12 protein-coding genes are annotated in these 16,006 nt (G+C 67.5%); 8 read left to right on the top strand and 4 right to left on the bottom strand.

The features are described from left to right. Positions 1-89: 89 nt before the first annotated feature. The gene (locus J2848_RS15245; protein WP_149231923.1) at positions 90-860 is read right to left on the bottom strand and encodes an FCD domain-containing protein; all 771 of its coding nucleotides are present in this window, start codon (positions 858-860) and stop codon (positions 90-92) included. Between the two features lie 490 nt (positions 861-1,350). Here J2848_RS15245 and J2848_RS15240 point away from each other — a divergent pair, with 490 nt between their 5' ends. From J2848_RS15240 to J2848_RS15215, 6 genes are read left to right on the top strand one after another with little or no spacing between them, the layout of a single operon-like run. Next, positions 1,351-3,027 carry an L-lactate permease gene (locus J2848_RS15240; RefSeq protein WP_149231924.1) on the top strand — a complete coding sequence of 559 codons (1,677 nt, stop codon included), beginning with the start codon at positions 1,351-1,353 and terminating at the stop codon, positions 3,025-3,027. Positions 3,028-3,081: 54 nt separating this feature from the next. Next, positions 3,082-5,940 carry an FAD-binding and (Fe-S)-binding domain-containing protein gene (locus J2848_RS15235; protein ID WP_149231925.1) on the top strand — a complete coding sequence of 953 codons (2,859 nt, stop codon included), beginning with the start codon at positions 3,082-3,084 and terminating at the stop codon, positions 5,938-5,940. 40 nt (positions 5,941-5,980) lie between these two features. Continuing rightward, positions 5,981-6,730 carry a (Fe-S)-binding protein gene (locus tag J2848_RS15230; protein WP_149231926.1) on the top strand — a complete coding sequence of 250 codons (750 nt, stop codon included), beginning with the start codon at positions 5,981-5,983 and terminating at the stop codon, positions 6,728-6,730. Beyond that, complete coding sequence (locus J2848_RS15225; RefSeq protein WP_149231927.1) at positions 6,720-8,144, top strand: LutB/LldF family L-lactate oxidation iron-sulfur protein; 1,425 nt, start codon at positions 6,720-6,722, stop codon at positions 8,142-8,144. The genes J2848_RS15230 and J2848_RS15225 overlap by 11 nt, the downstream gene beginning before the upstream one ends. Further along, a complete protein-coding gene (locus J2848_RS15220) occupies positions 8,137-8,901 on the top strand; it encodes a LutC/YkgG family protein (RefSeq protein WP_149231928.1) in 765 nt (254 codons plus the stop codon). Before J2848_RS15225 ends, J2848_RS15220 begins: the two co-directional genes overlap by 8 nt. Continuing rightward, the gene (locus J2848_RS15215) at positions 8,898-9,155 is read left to right on the top strand and encodes a hypothetical protein (protein WP_149231929.1); all 258 of its coding nucleotides are present in this window, start codon (positions 8,898-8,900) and stop codon (positions 9,153-9,155) included. The genes J2848_RS15220 and J2848_RS15215 overlap by 4 nt, the downstream gene beginning before the upstream one ends. Here J2848_RS15215 and J2848_RS15210 read toward each other — a convergent pair. Then, the gene (locus J2848_RS15210) at positions 9,098-10,399 is read right to left on the bottom strand and encodes a D-amino acid dehydrogenase (RefSeq protein WP_149231930.1); all 1,302 of its coding nucleotides are present in this window, start codon (positions 10,397-10,399) and stop codon (positions 9,098-9,100) included. The genes J2848_RS15215 and J2848_RS15210 overlap by 58 nt on opposite strands. 255 nt (positions 10,400-10,654) lie before the next feature. On the opposite strand from J2848_RS15210, the gene J2848_RS15205 reads away from it, so the two are divergent. Next, on the top strand, positions 10,655-12,184 hold the full coding sequence (locus J2848_RS15205; RefSeq protein ID WP_149231931.1) for a sigma 54-interacting transcriptional regulator: 1,530 nt from the start codon (positions 10,655-10,657) through the stop codon (positions 12,182-12,184). A 9-nt stretch (positions 12,185-12,193) separates the two neighbouring features. Here the strand turns inward: J2848_RS15205 and J2848_RS15200 are convergent, their stop codons facing one another. Then, positions 12,194-12,991: a zinc-ribbon domain-containing protein gene (locus J2848_RS15200; protein WP_149231932.1), complete on the bottom strand. Its 798-nt coding sequence runs from the start codon at positions 12,989-12,991 to the stop codon at positions 12,194-12,196. A gap of 132 nt (positions 12,992-13,123) precedes the next feature. Further along, complete coding sequence (locus J2848_RS15195; RefSeq protein WP_149231933.1) at positions 13,124-14,770, bottom strand: electron transfer flavoprotein-ubiquinone oxidoreductase; 1,647 nt, start codon at positions 14,768-14,770, stop codon at positions 13,124-13,126. Between the two features lie 150 nt (positions 14,771-14,920). Between J2848_RS15195 and J2848_RS15190 the strand changes: the two genes are divergently transcribed. Next, complete coding sequence (locus J2848_RS15190; RefSeq protein WP_149231934.1) at positions 14,921-15,802, top strand: uracil-DNA glycosylase; 882 nt, start codon at positions 14,921-14,923, stop codon at positions 15,800-15,802. Positions 15,803-16,006 lie beyond the last annotated feature (204 nt).

The raw sequence follows: 16,006 nt of genomic DNA, 5'->3' as shown, positions 1-16,006 counted from the left end.
GTCAGGGCAAGCCCACAGGCATAGTGCCTTTGACATCCACAGGTATAGTGCCTTTGACATAGAAACCTGCCGGAAAGCCCCCTCGCTCCTCACACCCCGCTGTCGATCAAATCCGTCCGTCCGATCCGCCGCAGCGAGACCTGGACCCGGGCATTGTGCTCGCGGATCTCGCGCAGGGTCTGCAAGGTGAACTCCACATGGGCCTCGGCCGCCGCACTGGCCGCAGCCGCGTCGCCGGCCAGCACCGCGTTGGCGATGGTCAGATGCTGTTGCAGCAGCAACTCGCGCACTCCCGGCCGGGAATAGAGATCGGTGCGGTTGTAGAACACATCGTTGCGCAGAAGATCGGACAGCGTCCGCATGATGTGCAGCATGACGACGTTGTGCGCCGCCTCATAGATCGCCAGATGGAGGTCGGCGTCGGAATCCGCCTCCTCCGAGCTGTCGTCCTTGCCGTGGGCGGCCTGCATGCGGGCGACGATGGCGCGGATGCCGTCGCGGTCGAGGTCGGTCGCCCGCTGGGCTGCCAGCCCGGCCGCCGCCGCCTCGATGGAGCGGCGGAATTCCAGATAGTCGAAGGACGCGTCCGGCTTGTTGCGCATCAGCGTCATCAGCGGATCGGCGATCTGCGACAGGAAGCTGGCGACATGGGTGCCGCTGCGCCCGGTGACCAGCAGGCCGCGCTCCTCCAGCTTGGCGATGGCATCGCGCAAGGACGGGCGCGACACGTCCAGCTTCACCGCCAGTTCGCGTTCAGCCAGCAGCTTTTCCCCCGGACGCAGGGCGCCCTCCAGGATCAGCCGTTCCAGATGCTCGGCAATGGCGTCGGCCAGCTTGGCCGGTTTGATCGTACCCTGCATTGGGTGGGCGGCCTCTCCCTGTACGTCTCAATCCTCTTCAATAACGACGGACGGAACAGGCGTCCAGAGCGGCGGAGGCCGGCAAGGTCGCACCCCTGCCGTCACCCCCCTACCAAAGTTGGTCGGCTGGCAAACGATTCAGCCATTGCACAGTCTGGTAAAATATTTTATCCAACGCTCACCGTATGGATAAGAGATGTCCAGCGCCGCCGGATTGGCAAGGGGGTTTCCCCAAACCGGCCGGGGCGGAAAGTGCATCCACAACGTACCGGGACAGGACGGACCAGCACCCGCAAGGGCGCATCCGCACCGCGAGCATCGGGGCCGCAAGACCCCGGCGGCGGTGAACGCCTCCGCTTTGCCGAACATCCGGCCTCCCCCTGCGCCGCCATCCAGGCGCGGGCAAGGCCGGGTGCGCGCAAATGCGGCGCTCCTTCTCCCGGGACACCGTTCGGACCGACATCACTCCCCGAGAAGGAGACCCCTGACGATGAGCTGGTCGCAAGTCTACGACCCGATGAACAACATCTGGCTGTCGACGCTGTTCGCGTCGCTGCCGGTCCTGGTGATGCTGGGCGGTCTCGGCATCTTCCACATGAAGGCGCATCGCGCGGCCTTGGCTGGCTTGGCGACCGCGCTGGCGGTGGCCGTCGCCGTGTTCGGCATGCCGGTGGCGATGGCGGGAAAGACCGCGCTGCTGGGTGCGGCTTACGGCCTGCTGCCGATCGGCTGGATCGTCATCAACATCATCTTCCTCTACCACCTGACCGAACAGCGCGGGCAGTTCAAGATTCTGCAGGAAAGCATCACCGGGATCACCAACGACCGCCGGCTCCAGCTCCTGCTGATCGCCTTCTGCTTCGGCGCCTTCTTCGAGGGTGCCGCCGGCTTCGGCACGCCGGTCGCCGTCACCGGCGCCATGCTGATCGGGCTGGGCTTCACCCCGCTGGCGGCCTCGGGCCTGTCGCTGATCGCCAACACCGCCCCGGTCGCCTATGGCGCGCTCGGCACGCCGGTGCTGGCGCTGGCGGCGGTCACCGGCCTGCCGCTGCTGGACCTGTCGGCGATGATCGGCCGGCAGCTGCCCTTCTTCTCGGTCCTGGTGCCCTTCTGGCTGATCGTCGCCTTCGCCGGCTGGCGCGGCATGATCCAGATCTGGCCGGCCATCCTGGTCGCCGGCGTCTCCTTCGCCGTGCCGCAGTATCTGGTGTCGAACTATCACGGCCCCTGGCTGGTGGACGTCGCCGCCGCCATCGTCTCGCTGGTCTCGGTCACCCTGTTCCTGAAGGTCTGGCACCCGAAGGCGATCTGGCACACCGCCGGCGGGGCGTCCGCCCTGACCCAGGGTGTCGGCGCCGCCGTGGTCCAGGGCGAGGCGCGCCGCAACCACGGCTACAGCGCCGCGGAGGTCCGTCGCGCCTGGACGCCGTGGGCGATCCTCAGCATCCTCGTCTTCCTGTGGGGCATCCCGGAGGTCAAGGCCTTCCTCGACGGCGTGTCGATCTTCAAGTTCCCGATCGACGGCCTGCACAACATGGTGATGCGCGTCCCCCCGGTGGTTGCCAAGGCCCATCCGGAAGCCGCCGTCTACACCCTGAACTGGCTGTCGGCCACCGGCACCGGCATCTTCATCGCCGCCGTCATCTCCGGTCTGCTGATGGGCTATTCGCCGGTCGAGATGGTGAAGACCTATGGCCGCACCCTCTACGCCATCCGCAACTCGCTGCTGACCATCTCGGCGATGCTGGCGCTGGGCTACACCACCCGCTACTCGGGCCTGGACACCACGCTGGGTCTCGCCTTCGCCAATTCCGGCTTCCTTTACCCGTTCTTCGGCACTTTCCTCGGCTGGCTGGGCGTGGCGCTGACCGGGTCGGACACGGCGTCCAACGTGCTGTTCGGCAGCCTGCAGAAGGTGTCGTCGGAGCAGCTCGGCCTGCCGCCGACGCTGATGGCCGCCGCCAACAGCTCGGGCGGCGTGATGGGCAAGATGATCGACGCCCAGAGCATCGTCGTCGCCGCCGTCGCCACCAAATGGCATGGGCATGAGGGCAAGATCCTGCGCTTCGTCATCTGGCACTCGCTGGCGCTGACCGCGCTGGTCGGCCTGCTGGTGATGGCGCAGGCTTATCTGTGGCCCTTCACCGCCATGGTCATCGGCCGCTAAGCGGCCGATCCCTCCAACTCCACGTCCTCCTCCCCCAAGCAGGAGCCGCCGCCAATGCTGCCCGCCCCTTACGACCGTGTGCTGGCCGAGCTTCAGCCCGTCATCCCGCAGGCAAGGCTGGTCACCGACCCGCTGCGCACGCTGGCCTACGGCACCGATGCCAGCTTCTACCGGCTGATCCCGAAGATCGTCGCGCTGGTGGAAACGGAGGAGGAGGTGGTACGGCTGCTGCGCATCACCCGCGGGCACAAGGTTCCGGTGACCTTCCGCGCCGCCGGCACCAGCCTGTCGGGACAGGCGGTCAGCGACAGCGTGCTGGTGGTGCTGGGCGACGGCTGGCGGGGCTGCAGCATCGGCCCGGCGGCCGCCACCGTCACCCTGCAACCGGGCGTGATCGGGGCGGAGGCGAACCGCCGCCTCGCCCCGCTGGGGCGCAAGATCGGTCCCGATCCAGCCTCCATCGCCACCGCCAAGATCGGCGGCATCGCCGCCAACAACGCCAGCGGCATGTGCTGCGGCACCGCGCAGAACAGCTACCGCACGCTGGAGTCGATGCGGCTGGTTCTGGCCGACGGCACGGTACTGGACACCGCAGACGCGGCCAGCTGCCGCGCCTTCCAGCAAAGCCACGGCACCCTGCTCGACCGGCTGGCGGCGCTGGGTTCCCGGACCCGTGCCGACGGAGCGCTGGCGGGCCGCATCCGCGACAAGTTCCGCATCAAGAACACCACCGGCTACAGCCTGAACGCGCTGGTCGACTATGAGGACCCGGTCGACATCCTCCAGCACCTGATGATCGGATCGGAAGGGACGCTGGGTTTCATCTCCACCATCACGCTGCGCACCGTGCCGGAGCATCCGCACAAGGCCAGCGCCCTGCTGTTCTTCCCCGACATCGCCGAGGCCTGCCGCGCGGTGGCACTGCTGAAGGCCGCCCCGGTCGATGCGGCCGAGCTGATGGACCGCGCCTCGCTCCGCTCCATCCAGGACAAGCCGGGCATGCCGCCGCAGATCCGCGGCTTCGGTCCCGAGGTGGCGGCGGTGCTGGTGGAGACCCGCGCCGGGAGCGCCGCGGCGCTCGACGCCAATGTGGCGCAGATCGCCGAGGTGCTGGCCGGCTGCGTCACCATCGGCGACACCAATTTCACCACCGACGCCAAGGCCTGCGAGGGGTTCTGGAAGATCCGCAAGGGCCTGTTTCCGGCAGTCGGCGCCATCCGCCAGACCGGCACCACCGTCATCATCGAAGACGTCGCCTTCCCCCTGCCCCGGCTGGCCGAAGCAACGCGCGAGCTGCAGGCGCTGTTCGAGCGCCACGGCTATCGCGAGGCGATCATCTTCGGCCACGCGCTGGAAGGAAACCTGCACTTCGTCTTCACCCAGGCCTTCGACACCCAGGCGGAGATCGACCGCTACCGCCTTTTCATGGACGACGTCGCAGAGCTGGTGGTCACCCGTTACGACGGCTCGCTGAAGGCCGAGCACGGCACCGGCCGCAACATGGCCCCCTTCGTCGAAATGGAATGGGGTCCGCAGGCCTATGGGCTGATGAAGGAGATCAAGGATCTCTTCGACCCGGAAGGGCTGCTGAACCCCGGCGTCATCCTGAACGGCGACCCGCAGGCCCACCTGAAGAACCTGAAGCCGCTGCCCCCCGCCGATCCGCTGGTCGACACCTGCATCGAGTGCGGATTCTGCGAGCCGACCTGCCCATCCCACCGCTTCACCCTGTCGCCGCGCCAGCGCATCGTCGGCCGGCGCGAGATGGCGCGGTTGGAGGCTGTCGGCGACAACACCCCGCGTTTGGCCGAGATCGCAACCGCCTATGAGTACCAGGGCATCGACACCTGTGCCGCCTGCGGCCTGTGCGCCACCGCCTGCCCGGTGGGCATCGAGACCGGACTTCTGATCAAATCCATGCGCGGCGAGCGTCGCGGCGCCGTGGCCCGCAAGGCCGGGATGCTGATCGCCGAGCACATGGAAGGCACGCTCGGCCTCGCCCGCACCGGCCTGCGGCTGGCCGACCTTGCACGGCGCACGGTTGGGCACAGCGCCACGCAAGCGGCCGCCCGCGCCATCACCGGCGGCGCCCTGCCCTCGCTGCCGCGCAGCCTGCCGACCGCCGCAACCTTCTCGCCGAAGGCGGAGGCGGTCACAGCCGACGACGTACCGACGGTGGTCTACGCCCCCAGCTGCGTCAGCCGGACCATGGGTCCCGCCGCCGGCGATCCTCAGCAGCGCCCGCTGCCCGAGGTCGTCGAATCGGTGATGCACAAGGCCGGCTTCCGCATCCTCTATCCGGAGGCTGCCGACGGCCAGTGCTGCGGCATGCCGCTGGAAAGCAAGGGGCTGATCGACGCCGCCGATGCCAAGGCCGACGCCATGCTGGCAGCCCTGTCGAAGGCGAGCCGGGGAGGCCTCTACCCGGTGGTGATGGACACCAGCCCCTGCGCGCTGCGCCTGAAGAAGCGGCTGACCGACGCCGGCCTGCGCATCCTCGATGTCGCGGAGTTCCTCAGCGAGTTCGCCCTGCCCCGCCTCGACATCGCGAAGGCGGCGGAGCCGGTGATGCTGCACCTGACCTGCTCGACCCGCCGCATGGGCCTGGACGGCGCCCTGACCGCTGTGGCGAAGGCCTGCGCCGAAACGGTGGTGGTGCCGCCCGACGTCGGCTGCTGCGGTTTCGCCGGCGACAAGGGCTTCACCACACCGGAGCTGAACGCCCACGCGTTGCGCCACCTGCCGGCTTCGGTGCCGGACGGCTGCGCGTCGGGCTATTCGACCAGCCGTACCTGCGAGATCGGCCTGTCCGATACGGCGGGCGTTCCCTACCGCTCCATCGTCTATCTGGTTGACGCCTGCGCGACGGCGAAGGTGGAGGAATCGGTCCGAGTGGCGGAACCGGCCTTCTGAGCGACGTCCACCGACAAGAATATCCCTGAGGAAGCGCCCGATGTCCGCGACCCCCAAACCCACCCGCGTCTATTATTTCGGCACTTGCCTCGTCGACCTGTTCTTTCCCGATGCCGGGATGGCGGGGATCGAGCTGTTGCAGTCGCAGGGCCTGACCGTCGTCTTCCCGCAGGGGCAGAGCTGCTGCGGCCAGCCCGCCTACAATTCCGGCTACCGCGCCGACGCCTTGAAGGTCGCCCGCGCCCAGCTGGACCTGTTCCCCGGCGACGACCCGATCGTCGTGCCGTCGGGCTCCTGCGCCGGCATGATGAAGAAGCACTGGCCCGACCTGTTCCATGGCGAACCGGACGAGGCGAAGGCGGTGCAGGTGGCCGGGCGCGTCTGGGAGCTGACCCAGTTCCTGGTCCATGTGCTGGACGTCCAGTTCACCGACAAGGGCGAGCCGGTGCGTGTCACCTGGCACGCCTCCTGCCATGCCCAGCGCGAGATGGGCGTGGTCGAGGAACCGAAGTCCCTGCTGCGCCAGCTTGCCAATGTCGAACTGGTCGAGCTGAAGCGGGAGAAGGAATGCTGCGGCTTCGGCGGCACCTTCGCCGTGCGCCACCCGGAAATTTCCGCCGCAATGGTCGGCGACAAGGTGGCGGACATCGAGGGTACCGGCGCCGCCCGCGTGGTGTCGGGCGATTGCGGCTGCCTGCTGAACATCACCGGCGCGCTGGAGGCCGGTGCCAAGGCCGCACGCGGCCAGCACATCGCCCAGTTCCTGAAGGAGCGCATCCATGGACGGTAACGCACCGGATTTCGCCGCCGCCTCGCGCGCGGCGCTGGCCGATCCGCAGCTGCGCGGCAACTTCCGCCGCGCCATGGATGGCCTGATGAGCAAGCGCGCCGCCCAGTTCGCCGATACCGGCGAATGGACCGGTGTGCGGGCGCTGGCCGCCTCGGTCCGTCTGCGCGCGCTGTCGAAGCTGCCGGAACTGCTGGAGAAGCTGGAGGAGAACTGCACCCGCAACGGCATTGCCGTCCATTGGGCCGCCACGACGGAGGAGGCCAACGCCATCGCTCTCGACATCCTGCACAAGGCGAACGCCAAGCTGGTGGTCAAGGGCAAGTCGATGGTGACGGAGGAGATGCACCTGAACGCCGTTCTGGAAAAGGACGGCATCGAGGTGCTGGAAAGCGACCTCGGCGAATACATCGTGCAGCTGGACGGCACCATGCCGTCGCACATCATCATGCCGGCGATCCACTTGAACACCAAGCAGATCGCCCATCTGTTCAAGCGCAAGATCAAGGATGCCGAGAGCCGGGAGGATGCCGCCTATCTGACCGACCTCGCCCGCCGGGTGCTGCGCGCCAAGTTCCAGGCCGCCGATGTCGGCATGTCCGGCGTCAACGCCGCGGTGGCGGAGACCGGCACCCTCTGCCTGATCGAGAATGAGGGCAACGGCCGCATGTGCACCACGGTGCCGCCGGTCCACATCGCCTTCATGGGGTTGGAGAAGGTGGTGGAGACGTTGGAGGACGTGCCGCCGGTCATCAGCCTGCTGCCACGCTCAGCCACCGGACAGCCGATCACCACCTACGTCAACATGATCTCCGGTCCCCGGAAGGACGGCGAGAAGGACGGCCCGCGCGAGGTGCATCTGGTCATCCTCGACAACGGCCGCTCCGGCATCTACGCCGACCCGGAACTGCGCGACACGCTGCGCTGCATCCGCTGCGGCGCCTGCATGAATCATTGCCCGGTCTACACCAAGGTCGGCGGCCATGCCTATGAGGCCCCATATCCCGGTCCGATCGGCAAGATCCTGGTGCCGCAGATCGAAGGGTTGGCCAAGCGTGGCGCCATGCCCCACGCCTGCACCATGTGCAACGCCTGCGTCGAGATCTGCCCGGTGAAGATCCCGATCGTCGAGATCATGGGGCGGCTGCGGGTGGAGGCGGTGAAGCCCGGCGGTGCGGTGAAGGACGGCGGCGCCAAGGCCAGCCGGGCGGAAGCGATGGTGTGGAGCGGCTGGGCGGCGATGAACGCCTCCCCCACCGCCTACCGCATCGCGACCGCGGCGATGAGCAGGCTCGGCAACGCGGCACCTGCGTCTCTGCCCATGCTGAAGGAGTGGACGAATGTCCGCACCAAGCCGCGCTTCGCCGGCCGCACCCTGCACGACCTCGCCCGCGCCAAGGGGGTTCCCGATGTCTGACGCCCGCAGCTCCATCCTGACGAAACTGCGCACCACCCGCGACGCCCACCCGCTGAGCCCGCCCGCGTCGGACTTCGCGCCGATCGAGGCGAAGCAGTGGCCGGATCAGGAGCGCCTGCCCCGCATCCGACGCCTGATGGAGGCGGTGCATACGGAATTCCTCGATGCGACGGAATCCGACTGGCCGGCCGTTCTGCGCGAATTCCTGGCGCGCGAGGGTGTGGGGTCACTGCTCTACGCGCCGGCGACGGAGGCGGGGAAGAGGTTGGTCGAGGGGTGGGAAACCGCTTCCCCCTCTCCCCCCCGGGGGGAGGCACCACATGAATCCCCCGAAGGTCCCGCCGCGCATCCCCCTCACCCTAACCCTCTCCCCGGGGGGGAGAGGGGACCGAACCCCACCCTGATCCCCTACGACCGCCCGCTCGAAGACCTCAAGTCCCATCTGTTCGAGTCCATCGAAGCCGGCCTGACCACCACCCGCGGCGCCATCGCCGAGACCGGCAGCCTGATCCTGTGGCCGACGGCCGACGAACCGCGTACCCTCTCGCTCGTCCCGCACATCCACATTGCGCTGCTGCGTGCGGACGCGCTCTACGACACGTTCCTGCAAGCGATGCGCGAACAGGGATGGGCACAGGCGATGCCGACCAACCTGCTGCTGGTGTCCGGCCCCAGCAAGACCGCCGACATCGAACAGACGCTGGCCTATGGCGTCCACGGCCCCAAGCGGCTGATCGTCCTGGTGGTCCATCCGTGACCGGCCGTCCGACCGCGGAACCGCCAATCCGGCTCTACGAGGCGATCCTGCATCTCAGGCGTCTCGGCCACCGGGTGGAGAAATGCGAAGGGCGGCGCGGGCGACATCGGCTGGATGGGGCCGAGATCACCGACGCCGCCCTTCTTGAGCTGGCGATGACCCGCGTCCGCCGGGCGGCGCGGGTCCCATTATCCCATCAGGCCGGACGGACGGCCGCCGGGCGCGACACCGCCACCGACGGCTTGCGGCCGTAGCGATCGACGCTGAGGCCTTCCATGTCGATGTCGGTCTGGCGGCCGCCGACCACATCGGCCAGCACGCGGGCGGAACCGGCGGACATCGTCCAGCCCAGCGTGCCGTGGCCGGTGTTCAGATACAGGTTGCGGACATGGGTCGGCCCCAGGATCGGCGTGCCATCCGGCGTGTTGGGCCGCAGGCCGGTCCAGAACTCCGCCTTCGACAGGTCACCGCCCTTCGGGAACAGGTCGCTGACGACATGGTCCAGCGGGCCGCGGCGGCTCTGGCGCAGGCTCAGGTCGAAGCCGGTCAGTTCCGCCGTACCGCCGACGCGGATGCGGTCGCCGAGCCGGGTGACGGCGATCTTGTGCGTCTCGTCCATCACCGTCGATTCCGGGGCGTGGGCGGCGTCGGTGATCGGCAGGGTCAGCGAATAGCCCTTCACCGGATAGACCGGCAGGTCGATGCCCAGCGGCTTCACCAGCTTGGGCGAATAGCTGCCCATGGCGACGATGTAGCTATCGGCGGTCAGCGTGCCCTGGTCGGTCAGAACGCCGGTGATCTTGCGACCGTCGCTTTCCAGTCCGCGGATGGAGACGCCGTAACGGAACTCCACCCCGCGCTTGGCGGCATAGGCGGCCAGCTTGTTGGTGAACTGAAAGCAGTCGCCGGTCTCGTCGCCCGGCAGGTGCAGCGCACCGACCAGCTTGTCCTTCACATGGGCCAGCGCCGGCTCGACCGAGGTCAGGCCGTCGCGGTCGAACAGGCTGTAGGGCACGCCGTAGCGCTCCAGCACCGCCATGTCGTAACCGGCGGCGTCCATCTGCTTCTGGTTGCGGAAGACCTGGAGTGTGCCCTGGGTGCGCTCGTCATAGGTGATGCCGGTCTCGGCGCGCAGAGCCTTCAAGCAGTCGCGGCTGTATTCGGCGACGCGGACCATGCGGCTCTTGTTCAACTGGTAGCTCGCCTCGTTGGCGTTGGCCAGCAGCTTCAGGCACCAGGACCACATCGCCGGATCCAGCTTCGGCCGGATCACCAGCGGCGAATGCTTCATCATCATCCACTTGGCGGCCTTCAGCATCAGCCCCGGCGCCGCCCAGGGAGCGGAATAGCCCGGCGACACCTCGCCCGCGTTGGCGTAGCTGGTCTCCAGCGCCGGACCGGCCTGACGGTCGATCACGGTCACCTCATGCCCGGCGCGCGCCAGATAATAGGCGGTGGTGACACCGATGACGCCGCTGCCCAGAACGATCACGCGCATGAGACTGGCTCCCCGAGGGATGGATGACTTCGCTTGGAAGGGATTTCGCAAAGGGCGTGCCAGAAGGGAAAATGGCGGATTTGCTGCGATGCGGAGAGGTCGGCAAGTGGTTGTGTGTATGAAAATGTTTACAGCATAAGTGAGATGGCGCCTGGATATATTGCAGGACAAGGGGTTAGAAGGGTGTAAAGATTTTGATACATCGTAACGATATGTGTACAGTGATGGCTACGCTCTCACCACAATGCCATCCCCATGCGCATCGAAGTCACCTTCAACGACCGCGTCGGCATCGCCCATGAAATCCTCGCCGTGCTGGCGCTGCGCCGGCTCAACGTCGTCGGCGTCGAGGTCGACCCGCCGCTGATCCACATCGATGCGCCCGGCCTGGACCCGGCAGCACTCCCCGCCCTGTCCGACGCGCTGCAAGGCATCGTAGGCGTGCGGTCGGTGGCGGCCATCGACATGCTGCCGGGTACGCGGCGGCGGCTGCACCTGGATGCTCTGCTCGCCGCCCTGCCCGACCCGGTGCTGGCAATCGACCACAAGGGTCGTGTCGTGGTGGCGAGCGCCGCCGCTGCCCAGGTCGCCGGACTGCCGGAGTCGCGCCTCGCCGGCCTCGACCTAGGCGAGCTGTTCGGCGAACCCGGCCTGACCCGCGAACTGACCGACGGCGGTTTCCGCATGTCGGGCCGCGAGGTGACGCTGAACGGCCAGCCCTTCCTGCTGGAGGTCACGCCCATCGTCGACGTCGAGGCGGCGGGCGCTGTCATCACCCTGTTCACCCCGTCGCGCCTGGGCGAGCGTCTCGACGCGATCCAGAATTTCGATGAGGGCGGCTTCGACCGCATCCTCGGCGAATCACCGCCGGTCCGGGCGCTGAAGGCTCGCGCCGCCCGGGTCGCCGCGATGGAGGCGCCGCTCTTGATCCTGGGGGAGACCGGCACCGGCAAGGAGCTGATCGCCCATGCGTGCCACCGTGCCAGCCCACGCCGCGACAAGCCCTTCCTGGCGCTGAACTGCGCCGCGGTGCCGGAGAATCTGGCGGAGAGCGAGCTGTTCGGCTACGCCCCCGGCTCCTTCACCGGGGCGCAGCGCGGCGGCAAGCCGGGCCTGCTGGAGTTGGCCCATGGCGGCACCGTCTTCCTCGACGAGATCGGCGAGATGTCAGCCTATCTCCAGGCCAAGCTGCTGCGCTTCCTCAATGACGGCAGCTTCCGCCGGGTGGGCGGCGAGCGCGAGCAGAAGGTGGATGTCCGCGTCATCAGCGCCACCCACCGCTCGCTGGAGGCGATGGTGGCCGACCACAGCTTCCGCGAGGATCTGTTCTACCGCCTGAACGTGCTAACGTTGGACGTTCCGCCCTTGCGGGAGCGCGGACAGGACATCCTGCTGCTCGCCCGCCACTTCATCGCCCGCGCCGCGGCACAGGCCCGCCGTCCACCCGGCCGGCTGACCCCGGCGGCGGCGGCGGCCCTGCTCGCCAACCGCTGGCCGGGCAATGTGCGCCAGTTGGAGAACGTCATCTTCCGCGCCATGACGATGAGCGACGGCGGTTCGCTGGACGCCGCCGATCTGGAACTGGCCGGTGCCGGCATGCAGGCGGCGGAATTGCCGGCGGAGGACGCCGGCAGCTGGGAGGACGCGGTGGAGGGGTTCGAACGGATGCTGCTGCGCCGGCTTTACCCGCGCTTCCCGTCCAGCCGCAAGCTGGCGGCGCGGCTGAACACCTCGCACACCATGATCGCCAACAAGCTGCGGAAATACGGCATTCCGGAACGGTGACGGAGTCGGTCAGTGGCCCGACGGTTTGGCTGGAGCGGCGTGCTTGTCGGCGGCCGGCTTCGCAGCAGCCGGTTTTTCCGGGGCCTTCTCGGCAGGCTTTTCGGCCACCGGCGGCTCCAGGCCGGGGGGCGGACCGCCGAAGGTGATCGTCACCTCGGTCACCGGGCCGGGATCAGGCTGGCTGTGGCGGAATCCCGCCGCGGCGCCGGGGCCGAGTGTTTCGGCAGACTGCTCGATGGCCCAGCTTTGCAGCAGCTTGTGCTCCGGACCAAAGGTGTTGACGCGCAATGGCGGCAGCATGCGCTCGGTGTCGGTCGTGTTGGCGACCTCCCCCTCCAGCAGCAGAACCGTCTTCCCGCCCTCCTGTTTCTGTTCGGAACGGATGTTGCGCAATTCCAGCCCGAAGCCCGGCGGCTCCGCCGGCATGCCGAAGGTTTCATAGAGCAATGCCGCAGGCGGCCAGCTGCGGACGATGGCGTCGCGGGCGAAATAGGCGCCGGCTGCAGAACCGAGGACCAGCATTCCCAGCACGGCGAAGCCGATCACCGTGCTGCGCGCTGGCTTGGCGCGCGGGGACCTGGACGGCTTGACTCCATTCTTTCCAGCGCCCTTCCCGGCAGGCTTCGCCGGTTTGGAAGGCCGCAGTTCGGTCAGTGCGTCGGGGATGACCGGCTCAAGCTCCGCCCGGTCGGGCATCTGCCACCAGGTGTGGCCGCAGCGGGCGCAACGAACCTTCCGGCCATCCTGTCCGAGCGATTCGTCGGACAGGGTGTAGCGCGTTGAACAGGTCGGACAGGAAACGATCATCGCGCCGTCGCAGAGAGGTTACCGCTTGCCTTATAGATAGGAGTGGCCCGCAGCGCAACCGGCACCCGACGGCCCCAACCCTCCCTCCCGCTCCTGCGAGCGGCGGAAGGGTTGGGGAAGGGAAACAGCCCCTTACATCCCGCCCGGATAGTTCGGCCCCCCGCCGCCTTCCGGCACGACCCAGTTGATGTTCTGGGTGGGGTCCTTGATGTCGCAGGTCTTGCAGTGGACGCAGTTCTGCGCGTTGATCTGCAACCGGGGGTCGCCGCCATCGTCGTTGCGGACGATCTCGTACACGCCGGCCGGGCAATAGCGCTGCTCCGGCGCATCGTAGAGCGCCAGATTGACGCTGATCGGGACCGATTTGTCCCTCAACGTCAGGTGCGGCGGCTGGTCTTCCTCATGATTGGTGTTGGAGAGGTAGACCGAGGACAGGCGGTCGAAGCTGACCTTGCCGTCCGGCTTCGGGTAGGCGATCTTCGGCGCCTCGCTGGCCTTCACCAGGGTGGTGTTGTCGGCATGGTGCTTCAGCGTCCAGGGCGACTTGCCCTTCAGCGCCGTCTCGTAGGCGGCGTTCGCCAGACCCGCCCACAGGCCCTTCTGGAAGCCGGGGCGGATGTTGCGCACGGCGTACAGCTCCGGCCACACCCAGGACTGTTTCAGCCGCTCCGGATAAGCGATCACTTCGGCGTTGTCCGCGCCGCCGGTCAGGTGGTCGAACACCGCCTCGGCCGCAACCATGCCCGACTTCATGGCGGTGTGGTTGCCCTTGATCTTCGGCACGTTCAGGAAGCCAGCGCCGTCGCCGATGATCAGTCCACCGGGGAAGGTCAGCTTCGGGATCGACTGGAAGCCACCCTCCGACAGGGCGCGGGCGCCATAGGCGAGACGGCGGCCGCCTTCGAAGGTCGGGCGGATCGCCGGGTGGGTCTTGTAGCGCTGGAACTCCTCGAACGGGCTCATGTGCGGATTCCAGTAGTCGAGGCCGACGACGAAGCCGACCGACACCAGATTCCCTTCCATATGATACAGCCACGACCCGCCATAGGTCTTGGGGTCCATCGGCCAGCCGATGGTGTGGACGATCAGGCCGGGCTTGGACTGCGACGGGTCGACCTCCCACAGCTCCTTGATGCCGATGCCGTAGGTCTGCGGCTGGCAGTCGCGGCGCAGGTCGAACCTCTCGAACAGGGTCTTGGTCAGCGAGCCGCGGCAGCCTTCGGCGAAGATGGTCTGCTTGGCGTGCAGTTCCATGCCGGGCGTATAGTTGCCGGTCTTCTCGCCGTCCTTGCCGATGCCCATGTCGCCGGTGGCGACACCCTTCACCGCGCCCTTGTCGTCATACAGCACTTCGGCGGCGGCGAAGCCGGGGTAGATTTCCACCCCCAGCTCTTCCGCCTGAGTCGCCATCCAGCGGGCCAGATTGCCCAGGCTGATGATGTAGTTGCCGTGGTTGTTCATCTGCGGCGGGGCGAAGGGCGACTTGTAGGCCTTCGTTTCCGTCAGGAACAGGAAATGGTCCTCACGCGCCTGGGTGGTGAGGGGGGCGCCCTTTTCCTTCCAGTCCGGGATCAGCTCGTCCAGCGCATGCGGCTCGAAAACGGCGCCGGACAGCAGGTGGGCACCGACCTCCGACCCCTTCTCGATCACGCAGACGCTGAGTTCCTGCCCGGTCTCGACCGCGCGCTGCCGCAGACGGATCGCGGCGCTCAGGCCCGATGGGCCGGCGCCGACGATCAGAACATCATACTCCATGACCTCGCGCGGTTCGCGTTCCATCACCACACTCCCCCACCGTCTTGTTTTGGTACTGTTTCCCTCGGGACGCCCTAGTGTTTTTGCGGGCGCGTGCTTGTAGCACGGTTTGCGCCGCACCCAAATTGGGTATCTGGACATGTAAGACCACACGATCTGTGGTAAGGTCAAACGATGATTGACGTATGCGACATCCTCGACGCGCTGCGCTGGCATGCCGACGTCGGCTGCGACGAGGCCATCGGCGATGAGCCGACCGACTGGGCCACCCTGACCGCCCGGCCAATGGCGCGTGCGCCGTCCGCAGGCCCGTCCGCGGCCGGCGGTGCTCCCGGCTCCGCTTCGGGCTCCAATGCGGCGCGTGGTCCTGCCTCGACTCGGGCTCCGACTCCCGCAGCCCGCCCGCCCGCTGCTCTCTTCGCTCCCGACCAGCCGCTAGGCGCCAGCGAGGCCGGCATCCAGGCCCGCGCTCGCGCCGGCGAAGCGCAGACACTGGAGGCGCTGGAAGCCGCCTTGCGCAGCTTCGACGGCTGTCCGCTGAAAGCCACCGCGATGAACACCGTCTTCGCCGACGGCAACCCGCAAGCGCAGGTGATGCTGATCGGCGAAGCGCCGGGCGAGGACGAGGACCGGCAGGGCAAGCCCTTCGTCGGGGTCAGCGGCAAGCTGCTGGATCGCATGCTGGCCCAGATCGGGCTGGACCGCGGCAAGGTCTACATCTCCAACATCCTGCCCTGGCGTCCGCCCGGCAACCGCAGCCCGACCCAGGCGGAGATCGCCGCCTGCCTGCCCTTCCTGGAACGGCATGTGGAGCTGGTGCGACCGAAACTACTGGTGGCATTGGGCGGGGTTTCCGCCAAAACCTTGCTCAACCGGGCGGAGGGGATCACCCGCCTGCGCGGGCAATGGCGAAGCTATGAAGTCGCGGGCACCCCCGTCCCGCTGATGCCGATGCTCCATCCGGCGTACCTCCTGCGCAACCCTATCGCAAAACGGGAAGCATGGCGGGATATGCTTGCGTTGCAACAAAAGATCATTGAAGAAAGCGCCAAGTAATCCAAAGAGAAAATGCGATGTCACAGCGTCGCCGAAATCGTTCGTATGACCGCAGGCGTTGCACAGCACAAATGCAGCCAACCCATGCCGAAAGGCACCTTCCCAACGGGCTAGAGCCTTTTTTCCAGCTCTGTTAAAGCGTTGTAACATCTCGCGATTACCGGCGCTGACACATTCCGTGTGAATCCGTTGCTTGCGGTTCGC

Source organism: Azospirillum lipoferum (assembly GCF_024170005.1).
Taxonomy (GTDB): domain Bacteria; phylum Pseudomonadota; class Alphaproteobacteria; order Azospirillales; family Azospirillaceae; genus Azospirillum; species Azospirillum lipoferum.
This window is presented reverse-complemented; position numbering and strand designations above follow the sequence as displayed.

What these genes read in the sequence shown, in the direction of transcription:
- J2848_RS15200 (WP_149231932.1), bottom strand. Translation starts at nt 12,991, where the DNA reads ATGATCGTTTCCTGTCCGACCTGTTCAACGCGCTACACCCTGTCCGAC.
- J2848_RS15195 (WP_149231933.1), bottom strand. Translation starts at nt 14,770, where the DNA reads ATGGAACGCGAACCGCGCGAGGTCATGGAGTATGATGTTCTGATCGTC.
- J2848_RS15210 (WP_149231930.1), bottom strand. Translation starts at nt 10,399, where the DNA reads ATGCGCGTGATCGTTCTGGGCAGCGGCGTCATCGGTGTCACCACCGCC.
- J2848_RS15240 (WP_149231924.1), top strand. Translation starts at nt 1,351, where the DNA reads ATGAGCTGGTCGCAAGTCTACGACCCGATGAACAACATCTGGCTGTCG.
- J2848_RS15245 (WP_149231923.1), bottom strand. Translation starts at nt 860, where the DNA reads ATGCAGGGTACGATCAAACCGGCCAAGCTGGCCGACGCCATTGCCGAG.
- J2848_RS15190 (WP_149231934.1), top strand. Translation starts at nt 14,921, where the DNA reads ATGATTGACGTATGCGACATCCTCGACGCGCTGCGCTGGCATGCCGAC.
- J2848_RS15225 (WP_149231927.1), top strand. Translation starts at nt 6,720, where the DNA reads ATGGACGGTAACGCACCGGATTTCGCCGCCGCCTCGCGCGCGGCGCTG.
- J2848_RS15205 (WP_149231931.1), top strand. Translation starts at nt 10,655, where the DNA reads ATGCGCATCGAAGTCACCTTCAACGACCGCGTCGGCATCGCCCATGAA.
- J2848_RS15235 (WP_149231925.1), top strand. Translation starts at nt 3,082, where the DNA reads ATGCTGCCCGCCCCTTACGACCGTGTGCTGGCCGAGCTTCAGCCCGTC.
- J2848_RS15220 (WP_149231928.1), top strand. Translation starts at nt 8,137, where the DNA reads ATGTCTGACGCCCGCAGCTCCATCCTGACGAAACTGCGCACCACCCGC.
- J2848_RS15230 (WP_149231926.1), top strand. Translation starts at nt 5,981, where the DNA reads ATGTCCGCGACCCCCAAACCCACCCGCGTCTATTATTTCGGCACTTGC.